Source organism: Sphingobacterium sp. SRCM116780 (assembly GCF_021442025.1).
GTDB lineage: Bacteria > Bacteroidota > Bacteroidia > Sphingobacteriales > Sphingobacteriaceae > Sphingobacterium.
In genome coordinates this window covers 230,836-254,925 of sequence record NZ_CP090446.1, presented here as the reverse complement: position 1 = coordinate 254,925, position 24,090 = coordinate 230,836, and the positions used below count along the sequence as shown (strand labels likewise).

Below are 24,090 nucleotides of genomic sequence, written 5' to 3'. Positions count from 1 at the left end.
TGCTTTTTAAAAAAAATATAATTGGTATTATAATGTATAAAAAAACCGAAGCTACAAGCCTCGGTTTATCATGCTATTCATCAGCTGATGGCCCATATAATCCCGGTACAGGTATATTTAACAAGCGCAAATAAACGGTCAACTGACCTCTATGGTGAATGAGGTGATTTGTAATGACAAATCGTATAGCACCTGCTTTAGGTAATCTTACAATTTCCCAATCACCTGCTCTCAATACCCATTCTTTTAACCAATCTTCTTCAGGTAGTTGATCAATGGTCTGTTTATTCACAATTAAGCCTTTTTTCAGAATATCTTTCAACTCCTCAACAGAATTGATTTTCAAAGGTTGGTAATCTGTTTTAAAATCAAAAACATCTTTTGGAATAGCTTTAGAAACCCAACTGTGTAATTCAACAACATGAGCGGCCAATTCGCCTAAACTCATTGATTTTTCATGTGGTCGCCAATCCAAATGATCATCTGTAATGCGATCTAAAATACGTGCAGTATTGTTTGTCTCTTTTTCTAACTCAATTAGAAAACTTTTTTTAATACTCATAACCTTATCTTAAATAAAAAAATGATTTGCTTAAACTACCCTAAAAATAATACTAATACTCGAAACCTTCATGAAGATCATGTAAAATCCAATGCTTACTTTTAATATTTTTTTGTTCACTTTTTAATAATTGAATGAAATCTTGAATCCCCACTTCTTCATTACCATTGGCATGAATCAAAACAATGCTCCCATCCTTCACATGTTGTCCTTTTGCCAACCAAGCATCAGATCCAACGGGTATCAGTCCAAAACCCAATACTTCTTCAATAATTTTTTTACTTGAAACAAGACCAGGAAATCTAAAAAATACAGATGGAACTATTCCCTTTTTAAGCATTAACATTTCATTTGCTAAAATTTCATTGGTCACATCAGTACCTTCGGCTAATAAAAAATTATGATTCAAAGGATCTTTATTCACCTTATGATTATACGTATGATTGATCCAGGTTATAGTTAACAATCCTTTATTCTTCTGATCTAGCAACCAATGCAAATCTGCTTCATGGTTCAATATCCATTTTCCAGAAAGTGAAATAGCAACGGGGAGCGAACTTTCAACACCTTTAAACGCTGAAAATAAAGACTCAAAAACAACTTTGTCTAGAGGTTTATGTGATGGACATAAATCAATTGTCAAATTGATTCCCATTTCTTTAGGAAAAGCAAAATCGATCCCAGCATCTTGAAGAACACCCTCATTATTACGAACACGTTTAAAACTTTTTGAATAAACGGATGGAGAAAAATAACCAATTTTCTGAATATTACTTACAGCTACGATTTTGCAATCCGTACTTTTCATTACGTATGTATCCAAGGTGTTTGGATTCACGGATAAAACATAGTCTTGTCCATCATTACGAAAACTTCTAATACCGATATATTGCTGTCCTTTATAAGAAAGAGCTGTAAAATGTACCTGATAATTCACAATATGTTCATAACATTGTGAATAAATAGCACCTGGTTTAATAAGCATGAATAAAATAATTAAACCAATATACTTAAATATAGAATTGAGCCATTTTTGTTCCATCGAAAATTATATCAATAAGTCCAAGTACTATAATAAGATAGATTGGTTATATTATAAGGATTCATAATAGCAGCATGTGCAGCCTCCTTCGCAATTTTACTCTCTACATAACTTATAGTAAGAGGAACAAAAGTATTTCGTTTCACATTTTCCTTAAATAGAGCCTCATACCATGTACAAGCGGCAATAAATCGACCATAATTTAAATTAAGATGATAGCCATCACGTGTGAAATGATCTCCTATATAGGTTGTTCTTGCATTTTGTATTGCCGTGCCAACAGGTACGAGTATGGAGAAATCACCCCAATCATAGACTCTTTCAGATGTGGATACAATAGCTTGATACATATTTTTTTGATTCCGTTCATATAGACTGAAACCAGCATGATCAGCATCATGTTGATAAGCCCATGTTTGATGCAAAATATACTTTGTTTCTGGATATTTTACATGTTGCGTTATATAGGCATAGAGAAGGGGTAAATCTTTTGAATAAGTTTCATATTTTCCTGAAAGAGGGCTCGCTTGTTGAAAGCTAATATAATCCCATGGTTCGTCGAGTAAAGCTGTCGAGATTTTCACCTTATCTATCACTTGCTTCACTCCGATCTCATTTATTTTCCGATAGCTATAAGAACTACTATCTCCCAAAGCATTTTTAACGTGTAGCTCAAGTGGAGCACCTCCTATATATAGGTTACCAATAACTATTTTCTTCCCCCTAGCATTCGCTAACTCGTATAAATTATTTTCTAGCGCATCTTCTGAAAAACTATTTCCTATAGCCAGTATACGTATAACCCCATCGTCTAATGCATTATTCATGGGTTGTGCAGACAATCTTGATAAAAAAATAAGACAAAAAAGAAAAATGATAAAAGGAATTTTACAGTTATTCATATACGTGGACTTTCAACAGTTAATCTCTAAATTAAAAAATATCTTTCAATTTGAACACAAAAAAAGCCTCCTCAATGAGGAAGCTTTAAAAAAAACCAACCTATAACCTTAAATCTTATCTTTAATTTTCAACACAGATAATGCGCCCAATAGCATAAAAATACCTGCTAATAAAATCCCATAAATAGAATGGCTGTGGAAAAACAACTTGATGATATATCCCCCAAAGAAACCACAAACAATTTGAGGAAACGTAATAAAGAAATTAAAAATACCCATATAAACACCCATTTTCTTTGCAGGTAGACTATCACTAAGAATAGCATAAGGCATAGCCAAGATACTTCCCCAAGCCAGACCTATCCCAATCATGGGGATAATTAAAAGATTCGGATCTTTAATGATAAACATAGAGATCAACGCGATACCTCCCATAGTCAATGAGAACGCATGCGTCTGTTTACGTCCATATCTATTTGCAATTTTAGCTAAAAATAAAGCATACACCGCTGAGACAGCATTATAAATACCAAACAACACACCAACCCAATTTGCCGCGTCCATATATAATTTAGACTTTTCACCATCTTTTAAATAAAAGATATGTTCTGCTATAGCAGGTGTTGTATAGACCCACATCATAAAGAGTGCAAACCAAGAAAAAAACTGTACCAATCCTAATTGCTTCATGGTCTTTGGCATCAATTTAAAATCTTCCAGAATTGTCAGTAGACCTGAGCGATGCTTAGTCGTTTCGACTTCTAATGCTGCATCTTCAAAAGAAGCAATTTCTTCAGGAGTATATTCCTTTGTCGTAAAAATTGTCCATAAAATCGAGGTCAACAATAAAGCTGCTCCACAATAAAAAGAATAAATGACGTTCTGAGGAATTACCCCTTCAGCAGCTGTCCCTTCCACTCCAAAATAATTGGTCAGCACATAAGGTAACCAAGAACCTATAACAGCACCAAATCCAATAATAAAAGTTTGAATCGAGAACCCAAGACTTCGTTGCGAACTGGGTAGATTATCTGCTACTAAAGCTCTAAATGGCTCCATGGTAACATTGATCGAAGCATCCATGATGGTCAACATACCTGCACCTATCAATAAGGGGGGTAATATTGCTGTGAATAATGCCGCATTAGGCATAAGTATCAATGCTATTGCTGTTAAAATGGCTCCAACCAAAAAATAAGGTTTTCTTCGTCCAATTCTATTCCATGTTCGATCACTATAATGTCCAATAATCGGTTGTACGATCATCCCGGTAATGGGTGCTGCTAACCAAAAAAGTGATAAATGTTCAACATCAGCTCCAAAAGTTTGGAGAATACGTGATGCGTTTCCATTTTGAAGAGCAAATCCCGTTTGAATTCCCAAAAAACCTATACTCATATTAATGATCTGAGCAGTAGACATTTTTGCTTTATGCAGTTTCGAAGTCATAATTTTTTATTGCTTAGATGGTTGTAAGCGGTTCAACCAAGATTGATTCTCCATTAAAAATAACATTAATTTCCTGATCAGACTTGTTGACCAGTTCAAAATCATCCTGTTTTACTTTCACAAATAATTTCACTCCCCTGAACTGCACATGAAAAGCATAGCTATCCCAGGTTTTGGGAATAAAAGTCTGAAAACTTAATGTACCATCTTTCACCCGCATGCCCGCAAAACCCTCTACGATCGACATCCAGGTTCCGGCCATCGATGTGATATGCAGACCGTCTTCTGTATCGTTATTATAGTCGTCCAAGTCTAACCGGGCCGTTCTGAGGTAAAACTCATAAGCTTTGGCCTCGTTGCCCAGTTTCGAAGCTAAAATAGCATGTACACAGGGAGAAAGTGAGCTTTCATGAACAGTTCGGGGTTCATAAAAATCATAGTTCCTTCTGATGGTATCCAGGTCATACTCATCCTCGAAAAAATACAGCCCCTGCAGTACATCCGCCTGTTTAATAAAACATGACCTTAAAATACGGTCCCAGCTCCACTTTTGATTGATCGGACGTTCCGTATCAGGTAAATCGGAAACCAGCACCTGTTCTTTATCCAGATAACCATCTTGTTGCAGGAAGATCCCAAGATCATCGTCAACCGGATAATAGAAGTGATCAATAATATGCTGCCACAGCACGGCTTCCTCTTCCTTAAAAGCTATTTTTTCAACTATGGAAGTTAATTTAGTATGGACACTGTTTTTTAAAGTATGTATGGATTCCAGTGTATATTTGAGACACCATGCTGCGATGGTATTGGTATACCAGTTATTGTTGACATTATTTTCATATTCATTGGGACCTGTAACCCCCAACATGACATATTTTTCCTTTTCTGTACTCCAGTTCACCCGCTGTGCCCAAAAACGACTGATAGCAACCAGCACCTCAAGTCCATAATCTTCTATGTAGGACCAGTCGCCTGTATAGCGCTGATAATTATAGATGGCAAAAGCAATTGCCCCATTTCGGTGGATCTCCTCAAAGGTGATCTCCCATTCATTATGGCATTCCTCTCCGTTCATCGTTACCATGGGATACAAAGCAGCCCCATTTGAAAAACCAAGCTTTGCCGCATTTTCAATCGCTTTATCCAGATGCTGATAACGGTATAACAATAAATTACGGGCAACATCTGCAGGCTGTGTAGCCAGATAAAAAGGAACACAGTATGCTTCGGTATCCCAATAGGTCACCCCCCCGTACTTTTCTCCTGTAAAACCTTTCGGGCCAATATTAAGACGGGAGTCTTCTCCTGTATAGGTCTGGTATAACTGAAATATATTGAATCGGATCGCTTGCTGGGCAGCAACATCGGCAGCGATCTCAATATCACTTTCATTCCAGAAACTCTCCCAGGACGATGCCTGTTTATCTTTTATTTCATCGAATGATAAAGAAGTGATATGTGCAACATTGGCTTTTCCGGCCTGCTCCAGTTCACCCTCGATATGATTTTGGGAGGTTACCATCGAAACACGTTTTTCAACAGCGAAGACATCCTGATGTACCAATGAAACTTCTACAGCTTCGGAAACACGTGCTCCCTGTTCTTTGGAGAATTTCGATTCAAGGGCTGTATCATTAACGGTAAACCTATTGATCAGATCAGCCCGGACAATGAAATCTGTTTTCTTTGTTTTCATCGTCACAGACAGTTGTGAATCTGTGCTGCTTGATATAAAATTCCAGAAATGTTCATCATAGTTACTGTCCCGATTGACCACATCACCTTCCAGATAGGACACTACCTGTAAAGATGCCTTCTCCTGATTAAGCACCTGAATAGTATATCTCAAGGAAGCTGTTTCGGACAGGAAAAGATGGAATACCCTTGTACTTTCGATACGGACTTCTGTTCCATTTTGAAGTTTTGCTTCAAAAGATCTTGTCAGCAGTCCATGCTTCATATCCAGCCTGCGCTGAAAATTACGTACCTCGCATGTTGCCAGATCCAACAGTTCGCCGTTTACTGTTATATGGAGTCCGATCCAGTTGATCGAGTTGATGACCTTTGCAAAGTATTCAGGGTAACCGTTCTTCCACCAGCCTACCCGAGTTTTGTCAGGATAATAAACCCCGGCTAAATATGATCCTGAAAGGGATTTTCCGCTATAATCTTCCTCAAAATTTGCACGCTGTCCCATTCTTCCGTTTCCAATGGAAAAGATACTTTCTGAAACTTCATTATATGCTGGCTCAAACCCCTCTTCTATGATATTCCACTCATTGTGGACGATGTAATTCTTCATTGCAAAATCAATTTATTAATTCAAAACTTCCTTCAGACTACTGATCGATAGGTCGGTTCCCTGTAAACCGGAACCAATACCGATCACTTTCATTCCTGCAGCTCTTGCGGCATCTACCCCAGCCTGTGCATCTTCAAACACCAGACATTCTTCTGGAAGCAGTTGCAGTTCACTCGCGGCTTTTAAAAAAACCTCGGGATCTGGTTTTGACAGGGTCACCACATTGCCATCCACAATAACATCAAAAAAAGAAAAAATTCCTGTTTTCTCAAGGATAAGTGGTGCATTCTTACTTGCCGATCCCAATGCGATCGGATAACCCTTTTGTTTTAACCAGTGCAGCAGTTCCATTGATCCTGGCAAAACCTCACCTACTTTCATCTGGAGAACTAAATCTAAATACCAGCTGTTTTTACGTTCTGCCATATCTTTTTTTTCGCTTTCTGAGGCTTCTGCACCTGCCCAATTCAAGATCTTCTCCAAGGAAGCGATTCGGCTGACTCCTTTTAACTGTTCGTTCTCAATCTCTGTAAATTCAAAACCCAGTTCCTGGGCAAGCCTTTTCCAGGCTTGAAAATGGAATACCGCAGTATCTACCAGCACACCGTCCAAATCAAAAATTACCCCCTTTATTTCTCCCAAAAGATTTATTGCGTTTTTCATTTCTTTATTTTTTTAGTTCAAACACGAGTGTTTGATGAGGTTTTAATGTTATTTCTAATGGTATATCTTGCTCTACATCTGTCAGGATATTTTTCATTCGTTTTGCTCCTTTTAGACTTTCCTGATATCGTGGTAAAGACAGCGTAATCTCCTTGGCATTACAATTCATAAAAACCGAGACAACTTGAGTTTCATTGGATCTGAAATAGACATATACATTATTCTCCGGAACATAATGTTGTGTCGTTCCATATTGCAGTACTGTATTATTCTTACGATAATTTGCTAACTTTTTAACATGATTGAATAGCTCATTTTCCGAATCAGATCTACCTACTGTACTAAATTTATTTACAGTATCACCTTCAAATCCCCCTTTAAAATCTTCTCGAAGTAAGCCATCTGGTTTATTGAAATTTTTCATTAACACCTCGGCGCCATAATACATTTGAGGAATCCCACGGGATGTCAAGAGCCAAGAAAAAGCCGATTTATACTTTTCTAAATTTTCCTCCACTACAGAGAAAAAGCGATCTTTATCATGATTATCTAAAAAGATGACGTTCGCCAATGGATTAGGATACTGATAATCTGATCCTAGAGTAGCATACAATCTATTTGCTTGTTCATTATTCAGAGCATCTCCTATAGCATAATTTAATTGAAAATCAGTGACACCGTCAAGTTTCGTATCGATCGATTGACCAACACGCTGTCCACCTAAGAAATAGGCCTGATTAGGAACAGACTGTACCCATGTTTCACCAAAGAAGGAGAAGTTTGGATATTCATTCTTGATAGCGGTTGTCCATTTCGCCATGAAAGCCAAATCATTGTAAGGATAGGTGTCAATACGAAAACCATCAATCCCAGCATATTCAATCCACCAAATATGACTTTGAAGAATATATTTTTGAACATATTCATTCTGTTGATTCATATCAGGCATTGTTTCCACAAACCAACCCTTTTCCATTTTTTCACGGTCAACAGTCGCAGCATAAGGATCAAAAATAGTTTGATCCCTATAAGTAGTTTGTGTAAAACTTGGCCATTCATGCAACCAATCTTTAAACGGTTTATCTATGACAGTCCAATGATACAATCCCACATGATTTGGTACAACATCATGTACCAATTTCATTTTTCGTTTGTGCAGCTCTTCTCCAAGTTTACGATAAGTTTCATTTGTTCCAAATCGAGGATCGACCTGATAATTTTCTGTATTTGCATATCCATGATAGGAAGCTTGTGGCATATCATTCGTCAATACAGGTGTCAACCAAACAGATGTAACACCTAGATCGTTTAAATAATCCAGATGTTGAATAATACCTTCAAGGTCACCCCCATGTCGTGCATACATGGAATCGCGATCTACATTCATTTCCCTTAAACCTTTTACCTGGTCATTCTTTTTATTTCCATTCGCAAAACGATCTGGCATGATGAGGTAAATCAGATCTTCGGCATGAACACCTTGTGCTTTAACAGCAGATGCATCTCTATTTTTCAATTCATAATTATACCGTCCAACAAGTTTGTTATTTACATAAAACTCAATGGGGTAAAAACCTGCAGTTGCATCGGCTTCAATTGCTACATCAAGAAATAAATAATTAGAATTTTCAACTGTGTGCGTTTTTAAGAGTGTTAAGCCCTCTTTTTGAATTTTAACGGTACTTTTTCCGAGATTCTTACCATAGATAATTAATTGCACATTGGAAGTTTTCATTCCCACCCACCAATTCATCGGTTCAACCCTTTGAATAGAAAAATTATCCTGACAAAAAGCATAAGAAAGCTGAAGTAGTATAAAAACACTACTTAACAATAGACGTATCATGATTCAATAAAAGTTTGTTGAAATAGGGAGCTAAATGCTCCCTATTATATTAGTTTTTAGAAATTTTAGCTGTATAGCCTCCTGGTGTCAAATTTAATTCAACATCATATGTACCTGCAGCATCAATGACTAGATTTGCACCATCTTGTTGTAAAGCAGAAACAGTTCCACCCATATTGACAGCCCAATCATCGTTCATTCGGAATTTTAATTCACCGGCTACAAGGTTCAATTTTACTTTCCAAGTATAAGTTCCTTTTCCTCCTGCAAACGTCATATCGGTATCAGCATCCCAACCTTTAGGAGTTGCACTACCAATCACACCCCATGTTGATTTCAATAATTCATATGTTTTTGCTTCCGCATCCATACGAATTCTATAAAAGCCATCTGCAGCAACTGTAATATTTCCAGCGTCACCACTTTGTAGCAAGGTTCCTTCAGTAGCTCCTTTTCCGAAAGCATCTGTCCAATCTACATTGGTAGGTAAAAACTTAAATCCAGAACCATCAACTGTGATATACTCAAATGTCTCAAACTTAAATTTACTATCTTCATCATATAAGCGCATAGGAACTCCTAATGTTGGTTCCCAACCCGCACCTATAGAACCTCCGACAACAAACATTTGTGGATTACTTTCGGTAAATGTGATGGGTTTTGTTTTCTCAATAGTCTGTCCTCCTGAAGTATACGTAACTTTCAATAAAGCATCCCCAATCCAAGAGGCTTCGTTTGGAATATCAAATTCTTTTGAAGCAATAAATGTATTTGGATCAACTGTAATATTTTCTGTAATCAAAGCTTCAGTACCATTTACAGGTACAATAGAGAATGTAAATTCAGTAATTTGGTTGGCAATAAAACCGACTTTTAATTTTTTCCCGACTTGAATAGTCGATACCGTATTCTCATTGATCGAAACTATAGCATCGTCAATACCATGTTCCACTTTTTTACAAGAGAACAAGAGGCTAAAAACACCAACGAGTAAAACTAATAGTAATCGAAATATATTAAACATTTTCATAATTTCTATTCATTTAAAGATTAATAACCAGGATTTTGCACCAATTTATTATTATTTGCTATTGCCCTAGCTGGAATAGGAAACAAACGTTTATAAGTTTCTCCAGGATTTGCAGGTTTAAATAATTGAGCATCTTCCCATTTTCCAAAACGAATCATATCAGTTCGTCTCGTCAATTCAAATGTAAATTCTAAGGCACGTTCTTTATAAATCGCATTCAAAGTCAATGTACTTGCTGTAAAATATTTCTCTGGATTAACAGGGAAAGCACGTTTACGGACTTGATTAGCGGCATCTAATGCTTGTGTAGCACTTGCGGCTGTAGCTCCTCTTAAAACAGCTTCTGCTTTCATTAATAAGACATCTGCAAGGCGGAATACAACAACGTCATTACCCGCATTATTGCTGATTTGATTTTTGTCAGGATAGTATTTAATACAACGAGCCCCAGCTAAACGTCCACCGTCATCTGCACCTCCAATATCAAAGTCAGATCCAGGCAATAAGTTATAAGCATATGGATCTAAAACTACATTAAGACCGTTATAATCCAGTGGCTGTCCTGTTGAATTATATTGTTGACCATATAACCATTGTTTTTTACGATTATCCGCATTTTCAAACAAGTCAAAATAAGCAGGTTGAGCACTCCATCCATTCCAAGGGTTAATACTCAATTCAAATGTTTGACGATGGGCATAATGCAATACACGGTTAAACAACGTATTACCTGTTGCACGAGAAGCATCATAGGGAATAGAAAAAATAGGTTCTGGACTTGACGGACCATTATCTGGTTTAAATTGTGTCAAGAAATCATTTTCTAAGCTATATTTTCCTGAATTAATGACAGCATTGCTATGTTCTACAACCTTATTCCAATTTGCAGTACCACTATAAACTTGTGCATTTAGATACAATTTTGCCAATAAGGTATGTGCAAACCATTTTGTTGGTCTACCATAAGTAGCTTCGCTTTTTTCTTCACTTAAATTTGCAAGATTATCTTCTAAGTCTTGAACAATAAATTGATACACTTCTGCTCGAGGTTTAGTTGCCGGCAATTCTGTTCCTGTATCAAAACTGGTTACTAGCGGAATATTTCCATAAGCATCCATCATCAAAAAATAATACCAAGCACGCATGGCTTTTATTTCTGAAATAGTCTGTGCTTTCGTAGTCGATTCTGGAGCTTTTTCCAAAACACTTAACACACGGTTACAAGTACCAATGGCATTAAATCCCCAATCCCAGTTATTTTGAACCACTTCATGTGATGGTGACCAGGTATGATAGTGCATATCGCGCCATTTACCTCCATCAAACCAATCTCCCCCTCTTGTGGGAATAACAACTTCATCGGCTCCTGCCGTTTGAAGACTAAAGTAATTATCAAAATAACCTCTAGCAGCAGTATATACAGGTCCTGTTACTGCAATAAACTGTTCTGGAGTTTTAGGAAATGTATCTTCTGTATATGCGGAATACATCTTATCGTCGAACTTGGTGCAAGACTGTCCTGCTACCAATAGTCCAGCAAACAAGAATAAGTTAATTTTACTGAATCTCTTTTTCATAACTAATTGTGAATAAAGGTTAAAAAGTTAATTTTACACCTAACAAGAATGATCTTGTTTTTGGATAATAATTTCTATTATCAATACCTGGAGCTAAGCCACTTAAACTTACTTCTGGATCTACACCAGAATATTTTGTCAGGGTGAACAAGTTTTGTCCAGATACATATAACCTTGCATTTCTAAAATATTTAGACTCTTTCGTATGGAAGGTGTACCCTAAAGTCGCATTATCCAATCGTAAGAAGGAACCATCTTCAATGAATCGGCTAGAAGCAATTAATGGTGTTTCAAATATTCCTTCTTTAACAGCATCTTGAGAGATATTCGTTACATTAGCTTGTTGCAGGCGACTCAAATCGGCACGTGTTGCATTAAAAATTTGATTTCCATACATACCACGTAGAAAGAAATTGAAATCCCAATTTTTGTATTGAAAACTGTTATTCCAACCGTAGGTAAATTTAGGAAGAGCTTGTCCCATCACCATATAATCATCAGGTGCAGAAATTTGATCTTGTGTTACTAATTCACCCGACGGTTTTTGATAAATTGTTTTTTGAGCAGTTGCATCATAGCCAATATAATTGGCTACATAAAACGTTCCTAAAGCATAACCAGGCAAAACAATTGCAGCAGTTTGACCCGTCCATCCATCTAAACCAATACTTCCTTCATAACGCTGTGAAACACCAATGTTTGCAATATTAGAAGCCAATGATCCTACTTTATTGACGTTCTTAGCAAAGTTAACCGTCGTGTTATATGAAAAATCACTATTACGATAAACTACAGCATTCAAAGTAATCTCCACCCCTTTATTATTCATGCTCGCTCCATTCGCTAATAAGCGATTGAACTGATACGGAGGTGATGGAACATCATACTCATACAATAAATCCTTCGTTTCTTTATTGTAATATTCAATCGTACCACCTAAACGACCTTTCCATAATTCAAAATCTAATCCCGCATTGAACATCGATGTACTTTCCCATTTCAAATCAGGATTTTCATTTTGATTGACACCATAAGCATTCACCCAATTTCCATTATATAAAAATTGACCATTCTGAGGACCAAAAATAATAATCTGACGATATGGATCTATATTCTGATTTCCAGATACGCCATATCCCACACGTAGCTTTAATTCACTAAATAAATCTTGGTCTTGCATAAAACTTTCTCTGCTAATTCTCCAAGCTCCAGAAATAGAAGGGAATGTCGCCCATCTATTATTTTTTCCAAATTTTGAAGAACCGTCACGACGTACAGATGCACTTAATAAATATTTTTCATCATAGTTGTAACCCACACGACCATAGACTGAAATCAATAAAGACTCTAAAATATATGGGTATGAACCATATGGATTATATCCGTCTGGTAATGTTCCTAAATTAAGATTATTAGCTCCTAAATCATCTGACATAAATCCTACAGAAGAGGCTACAACTCCATCATTATTTTTTGTTTTTTGATAAGAATAACCAGCCATCGCATCAAACGAGTGAAGATTCTTAGTGAAATTATAGTTAATATAAGACTCAAAAATCTTATCTATATTTTTCAGATTTGAACGTTCTGCAAAACCTCTTCCTAAAGCCTTAGAATCGAAATCTGTTCGATGCATATAGTACTTCTTATCAAATTGATTTTGTTGATATGATATCACATTTGTCCAGGTCAATCCTTTAAAAATTGTAAGGTCTGCTTTTAAACTCGCCAATAAGGTATTGTTATTTCGCTCCTCATCACGTTGGTTCAACATGGCTACTGGGTTGAAATAATTTGTCCTTCCTGGAACTTGGAAATAACCATCATATGCTGCGTATGCCGCATCATCAGAACGCACTGGAGATGTTGGTAAATAGCGTGCAGCCCCATTGAATATTCCATAATCCACATGATTGGACTTATTCATACTATTGGCAACATTGAAAGCCAACTTCAATCGATCATCAAAAGCATTTTGATCAACACCAACTCTTGCTACAACCCGTTCAAGATCACTTCTCTTTACAATTCCTTGATTATTAAAATAATTGATAGAAGCATTGTATCTTGTACCTTCTGAACCACCTGTTAATGACAAATTGTGATTATGAGAAACCCCTGTTCGAGTTATTTCATCTTGCCAATCTGTATCAAAACCAGTTTCGGAAGCAGCAACCGCTAAACCATTGTCTTCCACAAATTGCTTATGCTCAGTTGCACTTAATACATTTACACGATTTGCTACACGTTCAACAGCAGCATAGCCACTATAAGATAAAACAGGCTTGCCTGCTTTTCCACGTTTCGTCGTAACGAAAATAACACCATTTGCAGCTCGAGATCCGTATATTGCTGTTGATGAGGCGTCTTTCATAACATCCATCGAAACAATATCATCTGGCGCTACCAATTCAATATTTGCACCAACCACTCCATCGATAACATATAATGGAGAAGAACTCGCTGTCAATGATGATGGCCCACGCAATTGTATTGTTGATCCAGCTGTAGGGTCACCTCCTGATCTATTAACAGTTAAACCAGCAACTTTACCTGCTAATAATTGATCTGGAGAACTGACTACTCCAGCGTTAAATTCTTTAGGTCCTACACTAGAGATAGAACCTGTAATTTGTTTTTTCTTAGCCACACCATAACCAATTACCACTACTTCTTCTAAGTTACTGGTAGTCGAATTTAATGTGAAATTTAAAACATTTGCTCCTTCAATAATTTGAATGGGTAAATCCATAGAGCTATAGCCAATCATATTGACTGTAATAGTCGTTTTACCTAGCGGTAATTGACTAATCTTATACTCCCCGTTTTGATTTGTTGCTGTCGAAATTTGACTTCCTTTGACTTGAATAGTTGCTCCTACTAATACTTCTCCCTTGTCATCTAACACTTTACCTGAAAGTGAAGAGTTTTGAGAGAAAGCATTAACCCAAAGCATCATCAAAAGACCAAAGGTCATTACAGCTCGTAATGTAAATTTGCTCATAATGTAATTGATTTTAGTTTGTTTAGTTTGTTAATTTAGTTTTACTTAAGAGGTAGTATTCCCCAGGTTTAATGGTAATATGATTATTTGTACTCCAATTTAGGTTCGATTGGTTCATATTATCATACCAGGTACCCGATAAAGTTGTTGTTATTGTAAGTTGTCTATCTACAACATCGAAATTACCAATGACAAGTACTTTTTGATTGCCGTCAGTCATTACATAATACTTTAACCCATCCTGCAATGAGGATGATAATAATGTTGCTTTTCTAAAAATTGAATTTGCTTTTTTCAAGCGTATTAATTTCGCATAATGGTCAAATAAACCCTTACGTGACGAATTTTTTAAATAATCCCATTTCAAAGGTTTTTCCCCAGTTCTTCCATTCTCATCAATTGAAATATCATAACCAAATTCACCAAATTGCCAAATCATTTTAGGCCCTGGACTTGTTAATAAGAACGTTGCTGCAACTTTGTTTCTATCTAAAGCTGTTGCTAGGTTTTTAACCGAATAAGAACCATCAATAGCTCCATATTGTGCATTTTTAAATTGGATACGTTCCTCATCATGAGATTCCATATAGCTAACCAAATTGGGTGTTTCAAACCCATGTGACTCGGCAAACAATCGACTCAAATCTGATTTAGATTCTGTATTATAGCCCATTGTCGCTTCATTGAAACGCCCATTTAAATTATTCCATAAAAGCATCCCTTCAGCTGCCAATTCTCTCTCTTCTTCATCTGCAGCAAAATGTTCTAAGATCACATAACAATTTGGATCAAGTGTTTTTAGATAATCATGATAATTTTTCCATATCGCAATTCGACTGGCATCATAAGCTGACCAAGAAGCAACATTATTGTCTGACGTACCTGAATTTTTCTGTGTGAATCCTTTTGATAAATCAAACCGGAAACCATCTACTTTAAATTCCTCCATCCAATACTTCAAAACATCCTTTACAAAAGTTTGTGTGAAGGGACTTTCATGATTGAAATCAAATCCAACATTATAAGGATGACGCGCTACAGTGTTAAACCAAATATTACTCGATGAAGTCGCTCCATTTTCAAAATACAGTTGGGCAAGAGGGGATTGTCCAAATGCATGATTCAATACAACATCAACAATGATAGCAATACCCTGTTGATGAAGGTTGTCGATTAAACTTTTTAATTCGTTTTCACGTCCATAATACTTATCCAAAGCCAAATGATAAGAAGGGTTGTAACCCCAACTGGAGTTTCCTTCACTTTCTTGAATAGGCATCAATTCTACTGCATTAATACCCAACCTTTTCAAATAAGGGATTGAATCACGGATAGATACAAAATTATGCTCTTTAGAAAAATCACGTGTTAATAGTTCATAAACAACTAAATCATAAGGATTTGGTTTATTGAAGTTCTGAACTTTCCAAACATATTCTTCTTTATTTAATTCCAATACACTCACATTACCTTGCGTCTGGTTTGTGGGATAAGCTGGTAAATCAGTAATTGTGCTACCAATACCAGTATCATTGATTGGGTCTAAAATAAGGTTGCTATAAGGATCAGCTATTTTTAATTGACCATCTATTAAAAATTGATATGTGTATTTTTTTGAAAAATCAAAATCTGTTAACGTCAACCACCATGTATTTCCATCTGGTGTTTGTTTCAGAACATACTTGGATTCAGCTTGATAATTATTGAAACTACCCAATAAAAAAACATTTAATTTGCCGGGAGCTGTCAATGCAAAACTAACCTCCTTCTTTTGCTTATCGATTGTTATTCCATTTTTCTTAACACCTAATGGTAATTCAGCAATTACTGGTTTATCATTAACGAAGACCTGTAACTTCTCTTCAAAGATTTTTCCATTTGCCTCAATTCGGGCAGTAATAAGATGCAAACCAACCCGTCCAAGTTTACATGTGAAAGTATGTTTTAATGCTCCATTTACACTTTCTTGCAGCACCTGATCAATACTTAACGAAAGTTTACCTTGTACATTTGATAAAACTTCTATAGCAAGTTCTTCGTTCAATAAATAAGATTCTTGTTCTGTTCCTAATACATAGGTAGGTTGCGTATTTGGTTTTAAAAATATAAGAGCAGCTTTATTTTTTGTTGCAACTGGAACATAGATATCAGAGCCGTCTTTATTCCTTAACACTTTAGTACCAGTAGCATTTCGCACCAATAATGCGATTTTCATAACTTCATTTCCATTGACACCTTTGAAAATCTGACTTGGGTTTAATGTAATTGCATACCTACCATCAGATTGACGAATGAGTTTATATGCATCTACATTTTTTGACCAATCTGTTGCAACTTCCTTCCAATCATGCTCATCTTTACTGGCTGTTGTAATTAGACCTAGGTGTAAGTATAGGGTTTCATTGGTCGAAACAAGTGCTCGATTACCTTTATTTAAATCAAAAAAGAAAGTAATAGATTCATCCCAATAATTAAATAGTTGATTGCTTGTAACTAGCCCAATACCACTAGGAGTTACTTCTTCCTCTTGTGATTCAGAAGGTAAGTTGTTTTTCTTACAACCAAAAAAAAGAATAGATACAATAAAAAAAATGCAAATAAGATAATGCTTCATAACTATTTATAATTGGTTGTATTATTTTACGGGAACGTTCCCAATATATTATTTAAAACAAGCCTATCCTTTAAAATGTACTATGAATTAAATAATGAAATTCCTTTACAATTGGCTACTATATATTGGGAACGTTCCCAATATTTTATCTAAGATAAAAAGCTAAATAGTTAAATCCAAACTTTTTAGTAATTTTTTTTACTAGATTTTTGAAAAATTAAGGAAGATTGTAGGTAAGTAATTTCTTGATTAGAGAACATAATCGGTTTAGCAATCAATTCACAGAGGTATTCTGTTGCTACTTTTCCCATTTCATAAGCAGGTTGTTTAACAACACTTAATGCTGGTTCTAACATATCTGCGATATCTAAACATGAAAAACAGATCAACTTCAATTCAGCAGGAATATGTATGCCTTCATTTTTTGCAACACGCATAGCAGATATAGCCAAACGTTCAACAGCTGCAAAGAGTCCATCAGGTCGTTGTATTCTATACAAGTTCTTTATGTCCTCCATATTACCTTCAGACTCATTCACAGTGTCGAGGATCAAATTTTTATCAAAAGGAATTTGATGTTTTTCTAAAGCAGCTCTGTAACCTGCCATACGTACTTTACCGATAGATACATTCTGGTTAATCACCAAATAAGCTATTTTTTTACAGTCATTCTCAATTAAATGTTCTGTAGCAGCAAAGCTAGCTTCAAAGTCGTTACCTGTCACATAGGTAGCATTAACATCATCATAAGTCCTATCAAAAAAAACGAGCGGTATATTATTATCCTTCAACACTTGGAGATGACTATGGTCATGTCCTTCTCCAGATGCAGACATAATTACACCATCTACTCGACCATTTACCAATGATCGGATAATAGATGCTTCTTTATCAACACGATGATCAGTTACATAAATTAAAGTATGATAATTTTTCGATCTAGCTACTAATTCAATTCCTTTAATAGCCTGGCTAAAAAATTTGTTACCAAATTCTGGAATAATAATAGCAATGGTACTACTTTTATTAGCTCTCAAGTTACTGGCATACATATTAGGAGAAAACCCCAATTCATTTGCCATTTTCAAAATACGTGCTTTGGTATTTGGATTAATATCATTACCATTCCGGAAAGCCCGTGATACGGTTGATTTGGATAAACCCAAACGTTCTGCTAATTCTACAATTGTTATCTGTGACATTTGTGCTAAAATAAAAGCATCTCAAATATAGAAATAAAATCGAAAGCTTAAGAAAGTATATAGCACAAAAAAGCCTTTACTTTTCAGCAAAGGCTTCTGTATAAAAAAAGGCACCGACCTACTCTCCCACCTGTTACGGCAATACCATCGGCTCTGGCGGGCTTGACTGCTCTGTTCGGAATGGGAAGAGGTAGACACCGCCGATATAGGCACCTAAAATGTTTTTTAGATATTAGATTTGAGATGGGAGATTTGAGATAGTATATGGTCGCCCATGTATTTATCTTAAGTCTCATATTTGACATCAGATCGGAGGTCAGATCATTCCTTTCGGAAAATCTAGGTCTCTCATATCTATCGTCTCATATCTAATCTATAGACAATTGAAAGAAAAAATCAAAGAGGAAGACAACAGTGTATGCGTTGCTTGAGAAAGCTTCGGGTGATTAGTATTGCTCAGCTATGGTATCTCTACCTTTACACCTGCAACCTATCAACGTAGTCATCTGCTACGGCCCTATAAGGAAGTCTCATCTCGTGGCTAGTTTCGCACTTAGATGCTTTCAGCGCTTATCTATTCCCGACGTAGCTACCCAGCCGTACACCTGGCGGCATAACTGGTTCACCAGCGGTCAGTCCATCCCGGTCCTCTCGTACTAAGGACAGATCCACTCAAACTTCCAACGCCCACAACAGATAGGGACCGAACTGTCTCGCGACGTTCTGAACCCAGCTCGCGTGCCACTTTAATGGGCGAACAGCCCAACCCTTGGGACCTTCTCCAGCCCCAGGATGTGACGAGCCGACATCGAGGTGCCAAACCTCCCCGTCGATATGAGCTCTTGGGGGAGATCAGCCTGTTATCCCCAGCGTACCTTTTATCCTTTGAGCGATGGCCCTTCCATACAGAACCACCGGATCACTATGTCCGTCTTTCGACCCTGGTCGACTTGTCGGTCTCACAGTCAAGCAAGCTTATGCCATTGCACTCCGCGTACGGTTACCAAGCGTACTGAGCTTACCTTTGAAAGCCTCCGTTACCTTTTTGGAGGCGACCACCCCAGTCAAACTACCCACCAAACAATGTCCTCCCCATCGGGGAGTTAGAAACCGGATACAGAAAGGGCGGTATTTCAAGGTTGATTCCATGACTCCTGGCGAAGCCACTTCAACATCTCCCGCCTATCCTACACATCCTGTACCCAATTCCAATGTTAAGCTATAGTGAAGGTGCATGGGGTCTTTCCGTCCCGTTGCGGGTAATCGGCGTCTTCACCGATACCACAATTTCACCGAGCTCATGGCTGAGACAGCGCCCAGATCGTTACACCATTCGTGCAGGTCGGAACTTACCCGACAAGGAATTTCGCTACCTTAGGACCGTTATAGTTACGGCCGCCGTTTACTGGGGCTTCGATTCAATGCTTCTCTTGCGATGACATCCCCTCTTAACCTTCCAGCACCGGGCAGGTGTCAGGCCTTATACCTCATCTTTCGATTTTGCAAAGCCATATGTTTTTGTTAAACAGTCGCCTGGGCCTTTTCACTGCGGCTTCTTGTACTGCTACAAGGAAGCGCCCCTTCTCCCGAAGTTACAGGGCCATTTTGCCGAGTTCCTTAGCCATGATTCACTCGAGCACCTTAGGATTCTCTCCTCGACTACCTGTGTCGGTTTACGGTACGGGTTTTTATAACCTGAAGCTTAGCGGGTTTTCTTGGAAGTCTGTTTACCTGCTCTATCAGCGCCACCGAAGCTTTGCTGTACTATTGGGTCTCAGCAGGGTCGGCGGATTTGCCTACCGTCCCTATACCTACGCCTTTTAACGGACTATTCCGTCAGTCCGCGGCAGTGTCACTACTCCGTCACCACATCGCAGTTATAAAAAGTACTGGAATATTAACCAGTTGTCCATCGGCTTTCTCCATTCGGATGCGCCTTAGGCCCCGACTAACCCTGATCCGATTAGCGTTGATCAGGAAACCTTAGTCTTTCGGTGGGCGGGTTTCTCACCCGCCTTATCGTTACTTATGCCTACATTTGCTTTTCCATACGGTCCACGGTCCATTACCAGGCCGCTTCGCCCCACATGGAATGCTCCCCTACCAGATGCAGCTTATGCTGCAAATCCATAGCTTCGGTAATACACTTGATGCCCGTTTATTATCCACGCCCGGCCGCTCGACTAGTGAGCTGTTACGCACTCTTTAAATGAATGGCTGCTTCCAAGCCAACATCCTAGCTGTCTGGGCAACCGGACCTCGTTAGTTCAACTTAGCGTATATTTAGGGACCTTAGCTGATGGTCTGGGTTCTTTCCCTCTCGGCCTTGGACCTTAGCACCCAAAGCCTCACTGCCGGCCATATCTTATAGCATTCGGAGTTCGTCTGGATTTGGTAGGATTTGACTCCCCCGCACCCAATCGGTAGCTCTACCTCTATAAGACTCCATGCCGACGCTGTTCCTAAAAACATTTCGGGGAGTACGAGCTATTTCCCAGTTTGATTAGCCTTTCACCCCTACCCTCAGGTCATCCGGAAACTTTTCAACGTTTATCGGTTCGGTCCTCCATTACATGTTACTGCAACTTCAACCTGCCCAAGGGTAGATCACAAGGTTTCGCGTCTACCTCATCTGACTATGCGCCCTATTAAGACTCGCTTTCGCTTCGGCTGCGCGGCTGAACCGCTTAACCTTGCCAGACAAGAGTAACTCGTAGGCTCATTATGCAAAAGGCACGCCGTCACTGGACCCGCCAGCTCCGACCGCTTGTAAGCACACGGTTTCAGGTTCTTTTCACTCCTCTGTTCGAGGTTCTTTTCACCTTTCCCTCACGGTACTAGTTCACTATCGGTCTCTCAGGAGTATTTAGCCTTATCAGATGGTGCTGACAGATTCCCACAGGGCGTCTCCGACCCCGCGGTACTCAGGGTACTGCTAGGCTAGCTTTCTATACGTGTACCGGGCTATCACCGTCTATAGCTGGGCTTCCCATCCCATTCCACTTCTGTCTGCTAATGCCACATCGCAGCCCTACAACCCCGGTCATGCCGTAACATCACCGGTTTGGGCTCTTTCCCGTTCGCTCGCCACTACTTGGGAAATCATTATTATTTTCTTCTCCTACGCCTACTTAGATGTTTCAGTTCAGCGCGTTCGCGTTTTATACAGCATACCTTCAGTATGCTAGGTTGCCCCATTCGGAAATCTTCGGATCAAATCACATTTGCTAATACCCGAAGCTTATCGCAGCTTATCACGTCCTTCATCGCCTCTGAGAGCCTAGGCATCCCCCGTGTGCCCTTATTTACTTTCTTCACCTCATAGCCCTTTTGCTACTATGGGTTGCTTTTGATATATAACCATGGTGCTACGCATCGATCCGTTCGGCTTTTGACCGAGGGTCTTCTCAATACATCAAGCACACCACAGTATGGTCTCTACTGTTGTCTTCTCTTGTAATTTTTTTTCTTTCAATATGTCAAAGAACTCTTCTTCTAGATGTGAGATCAGAGATGGGAGATTTGAGATCTGGTATGGTTGCCCATAAGTGTCTCTTGTCTCATATCTATCGTCTCATATCCAGAGATGTGGAGAATATCGGAGTCGAACCGATGACCCCCTGCGTGCAAGGCAGGTGCTCTAGCCAGCTGAGCTAATTCCCCTTTGTGTAGACAGCAGAGTTCAGAGCCGAGATCCGAGACTATTTACTCTGTCTCTTGTCTCTTATCTTTCATCTCTGATCTTAGATGGTAGTCCCGAGCAGATTTGAACTGCTGACCCCTACATTATCAGTGTAGTGCTCTAACCAACTGAGCTACGGGACTAGCTTATCATTCTTCATCTCTCAATGGACCATCCTAAAGGGACGGGCACATTTCTTCAAATGTTCATCTTTGTTTTCTTAATATTAACCATGTGTATACGTAACGAGCTTCAATTCCGAATGCTCTAGAAAGGAGGTATTCCAGCCGCACCTTCCGGTACGGCTACCTTGTTACGACTTAGCCCCAATTATCGGTTTTACCCTAACACGCTCCTTGCGGTTACATGCTTTAGGTACCCCCAACTTTCATGGCTTGACGGGCGGTGTGTACAAGGCCCGGGAACGTATTCACCGCGTCATTGCTGATACGCGATTACTAGCGAATCCAACTTCATGAGGTCGAGTTGCAGACCTCAATCCGAACTGTGAATGGCTTTTAGAGATTAGCATCATATTGCTATGTAGCTGCCCGCTGTACCATCCATTGTAGCACGTGTGTAGCCCCGGACGTAAGGGCCATGATGACTTGACGTCGTCCCCACCTTCCTCGCTGTTTGCACAGGCAGTCTGTTTAGAGTCCCCACCTTGACGTGCTGGCAACTAAACATAGGGGTTGCGCTCGTTGCGGGACTTAACCCAACACCTCACGGCACGAGCTGACGACAGCCATGCAGCACCTAGTTTCGTGTCCCGAAGGACTGATCCGTCTCTGGATCATTCACTAACTTTCAAGCCCGGGTAAGGTTCCTCGCGTATCATCGAATTAAACCACATGCTCCTCCGCTTGTGCGGGCCCCCGTCAATTCCTTTGAGTTTCAATCTTGCGACCGTACTCCCCAGGTGGATAACTTAACGCTTTCGCTGGGACGCTGACTGTGTATCGCCAACATCGAGTTATCATCGTTTAGGGCGTGGACTACCAGGGTATCTAATCCTGTTTGATCCCCACGCTTTCGTGCATCAGCGTCAATCACACCTTAGTGAGCTGCCTTCGCAATCGGAGTTCTAAGACATATCTATGCATTTCACCGCTACTTGTCTTATTCCGCCCACTTCAAGTGTATTCAAGTCCTACAGTATCAAAGGCACTGCGACAGTTGAGCTGCCGTATTTCACCACTGACTTATAAGACCGCCTACGCACCCTTTAAACCCAATAAATCCGGATAACGCTTGGATCCTCCGTATTACCGCGGCTGCTGGCACGGAGTTAGCCGATCCTTATTCTTCCAGTACATTCAAGCCCCTACACGTAGAGGTGTTTATTCCTGGACAAAAGCAGTTTACAACCCATAGGGCAGTCATCCTGCACGCGGCATGGCTGGTTCAGAGTTCCCTCCATTGACCAATATTCCTTACTGCTGCCTCCCGTAGGAGTCTGGTCCGTGTCTCAGTACCAGTGTGGGGGATTCTCCTCTCAGAGCCCCTAGACATCGTAGCCTTGGTGGGCCGTTACCCCGCCAACTAGCTAATGTCACGCGAGCCCATCCATATCCTATAAATATTTGATCATTCAACGATGCCGTTAAATGATGTTATGCGGTATTAATCTCTCTTTCGAGAGGCTATCCCCCTGATATGGGCAGGTTGCTCACGCGTTACGCACCCGTGCGCCACTCTCATGGAACCAAAGCAAGCTTTGATCCCAATCCCGTCCGACTTGCATGTATTAGGCCTGCCGCTAGCGTTCATCCTGAGCCAGGATCAAACTCTCCATTGTAAAATGAAGGGTAAGATCAAGACTATTTATAATAAATAGAATTGTCTTGTATTTTTATTTCTAATTCTAAAATTGACAGGTTGATTTTTTTAACTTTCGCTGTTTCTCAACACTACTCGTTACGTTACATGATTATATTTTTAAAGAACTTGCTTCGCATCCGCTTCACGCTTCTGCTTTTATATCTTCGGCATTGCGCCCCGATCTTTTCTTGTTTTATTCCCTTCGTTTCCGTTGGGACTGCAAAGGTAGAAATCTTTTCCGAAATTCCAAAATAAATATAAATTTATTTTTTATCGCTTCTCCTCAGATTTCTGCGTTCAAATCACTTTAAACCCTCCTTTTTTCAATGCCATTCCTCTCGGAACAACCCCTCCTCCCTTGCGGAGTGGTGCAAAGATAGCAACTTCT

At 39.0% G+C, this 24,090-nt stretch carries 12 protein-coding genes, 2 tRNA genes and 3 rRNA genes; all 17 read right to left on the bottom strand.

Annotated features, from left to right (window positions below):
• Nucleotides 1–73: 73 nt before the first annotated feature.
• The 17 genes from LZQ00_RS01025 to LZQ00_RS00945 all read right to left on the bottom strand — a co-directional run bounded on the left by LZQ00_RS01025 (nt 74) and on the right by LZQ00_RS00945 (nt 23,679).
• On the bottom strand, nt 74–562 hold the full coding sequence (locus LZQ00_RS01025; RefSeq protein WP_234511156.1) for a DinB family protein: 489 nt from the start codon (nt 560–562) through the stop codon (nt 74–76).
• Between the two features lie 52 nt (nt 563–614).
• A complete protein-coding gene (locus LZQ00_RS01020; protein ID WP_234511154.1) occupies nt 615–1,604 on the bottom strand; it encodes a polysaccharide deacetylase family protein in 990 nt (329 codons plus the stop codon).
• Between the two features lie 11 nt (nt 1,605–1,615).
• Nucleotides 1,616–2,431, bottom strand: a complete 816-nt coding sequence (locus LZQ00_RS01015) for a DUF4886 domain-containing protein (RefSeq protein WP_234511153.1) — start codon at nt 2,429–2,431, stop codon at nt 1,616–1,618.
• Nucleotides 2,432–2,614: 183 nt separating this feature from the next.
• The gene (locus LZQ00_RS01010; protein WP_234511151.1) at nt 2,615–3,955 is read right to left on the bottom strand and encodes an MFS transporter; all 1,341 of its coding nucleotides are present in this window, start codon (nt 3,953–3,955) and stop codon (nt 2,615–2,617) included.
• A gap of 13 nt (nt 3,956–3,968) precedes the next feature.
• Nucleotides 3,969–6,260: a family 65 glycosyl hydrolase domain-containing protein gene (locus LZQ00_RS01005; RefSeq protein WP_234511149.1), complete on the bottom strand. Its 2,292-nt coding sequence runs from the start codon at nt 6,258–6,260 to the stop codon at nt 3,969–3,971.
• 15 nt (nt 6,261–6,275) lie between these two features.
• A complete protein-coding gene (gene pgmB / locus LZQ00_RS01000; RefSeq protein ID WP_234511147.1) occupies nt 6,276–6,923 on the bottom strand; it encodes a beta-phosphoglucomutase in 648 nt (215 codons plus the stop codon).
• Nucleotides 6,924–6,927: 4 nt separating this feature from the next.
• Nucleotides 6,928–8,769, bottom strand: coding sequence for a glycoside hydrolase family 13 protein (locus tag LZQ00_RS00995; protein ID WP_234511145.1), 1,842 nt, complete (start codon nt 8,767–8,769; stop codon nt 6,928–6,930).
• A 49-nt stretch (nt 8,770–8,818) separates the two neighbouring features.
• On the bottom strand, nt 8,819–9,793 hold the full coding sequence (locus tag LZQ00_RS00990; protein ID WP_234511144.1) for a SusF/SusE family outer membrane protein: 975 nt from the start codon (nt 9,791–9,793) through the stop codon (nt 8,819–8,821).
• Nucleotides 9,794–9,819: 26 nt separating this feature from the next.
• Nucleotides 9,820–11,376, bottom strand: a complete 1,557-nt coding sequence (locus LZQ00_RS00985) for a RagB/SusD family nutrient uptake outer membrane protein (RefSeq protein ID WP_234511142.1) — start codon at nt 11,374–11,376, stop codon at nt 9,820–9,822.
• Nucleotides 11,377–11,395: 19 nt separating this feature from the next.
• Nucleotides 11,396–14,380, bottom strand: coding sequence for a SusC/RagA family TonB-linked outer membrane protein (locus LZQ00_RS00980; protein WP_234511140.1), 2,985 nt, complete (start codon nt 14,378–14,380; stop codon nt 11,396–11,398).
• A gap of 22 nt (nt 14,381–14,402) precedes the next feature.
• Nucleotides 14,403–16,994 carry an alpha-amylase family glycosyl hydrolase gene (locus tag LZQ00_RS00975; protein WP_234511138.1) on the bottom strand — a complete coding sequence of 864 codons (2,592 nt, stop codon included), beginning with the start codon at nt 16,992–16,994 and terminating at the stop codon, nt 14,403–14,405.
• A gap of 185 nt (nt 16,995–17,179) precedes the next feature.
• Nucleotides 17,180–18,196 (bottom strand): LacI family DNA-binding transcriptional regulator, encoded by a 1,017-nt coding sequence (locus tag LZQ00_RS00970; protein ID WP_234511137.1) that lies wholly within the window; start codon nt 18,194–18,196, stop codon nt 17,180–17,182.
• Between the two features lie 105 nt (nt 18,197–18,301).
• Nucleotides 18,302–18,413, bottom strand: a 5S ribosomal RNA gene (gene rrf, locus LZQ00_RS00965).
• A 210-nt stretch (nt 18,414–18,623) separates the two neighbouring features.
• A 23S ribosomal RNA gene (locus tag LZQ00_RS00960) occupies nt 18,624–21,511 on the bottom strand.
• Nucleotides 21,512–21,785: 274 nt separating this feature from the next.
• A tRNA-Ala gene (locus tag LZQ00_RS00955) sits at nt 21,786–21,859 on the bottom strand.
• Between the two features lie 85 nt (nt 21,860–21,944).
• A tRNA-Ile gene (locus tag LZQ00_RS00950) sits at nt 21,945–22,021 on the bottom strand.
• A 128-nt stretch (nt 22,022–22,149) separates the two neighbouring features.
• A 16S ribosomal RNA gene (locus tag LZQ00_RS00945) occupies nt 22,150–23,679 on the bottom strand.
• The 16S, 23S and 5S rRNA genes sit together here with 2 tRNA genes alongside, the layout of an rRNA operon.
• Nucleotides 23,680–24,090: the final 411 nt, after the last annotated feature.

What these genes read in the sequence shown, in the direction of transcription:
- LZQ00_RS00980 (WP_234511140.1), bottom strand. Translation starts at nt 14,380, where the DNA reads ATGAGCAAATTTACATTACGAGCTGTAATGACCTTTGGTCTTTTGATG.
- LZQ00_RS00990 (WP_234511144.1), bottom strand. Translation starts at nt 9,793, where the DNA reads ATGTTTAATATATTTCGATTACTATTAGTTTTACTCGTTGGTGTTTTT.
- LZQ00_RS01015 (WP_234511153.1), bottom strand. Translation starts at nt 2,431, where the DNA reads ATGAATAATGCATTAGACGATGGGGTTATACGTATACTGGCTATAGGA.
- LZQ00_RS01005 (WP_234511149.1), bottom strand. Translation starts at nt 6,260, where the DNA reads ATGAAGAATTACATCGTCCACAATGAGTGGAATATCATAGAAGAGGGG.
- LZQ00_RS00995 (WP_234511145.1), bottom strand. Translation starts at nt 8,769, where the DNA reads ATGATACGTCTATTGTTAAGTAGTGTTTTTATACTACTTCAGCTTTCT.
- LZQ00_RS01025 (WP_234511156.1), bottom strand. Translation starts at nt 562, where the DNA reads ATGAGTATTAAAAAAAGTTTTCTAATTGAGTTAGAAAAAGAGACAAAC.
- LZQ00_RS00985 (WP_234511142.1), bottom strand. Translation starts at nt 11,376, where the DNA reads ATGAAAAAGAGATTCAGTAAAATTAACTTATTCTTGTTTGCTGGACTA.
- LZQ00_RS01010 (WP_234511151.1), bottom strand. Translation starts at nt 3,955, where the DNA reads ATGACTTCGAAACTGCATAAAGCAAAAATGTCTACTGCTCAGATCATT.
- LZQ00_RS00975 (WP_234511138.1), bottom strand. Translation starts at nt 16,994, where the DNA reads ATGAAGCATTATCTTATTTGCATTTTTTTTATTGTATCTATTCTTTTT.
- LZQ00_RS00970 (WP_234511137.1), bottom strand. Translation starts at nt 18,196, where the DNA reads ATGTCACAGATAACAATTGTAGAATTAGCAGAACGTTTGGGTTTATCC.
- LZQ00_RS01020 (WP_234511154.1), bottom strand. Translation starts at nt 1,604, where the DNA reads ATGGAACAAAAATGGCTCAATTCTATATTTAAGTATATTGGTTTAATT.
- pgmB (WP_234511147.1), bottom strand. Translation starts at nt 6,923, where the DNA reads ATGAAAAACGCAATAAATCTTTTGGGAGAAATAAAGGGGGTAATTTTT.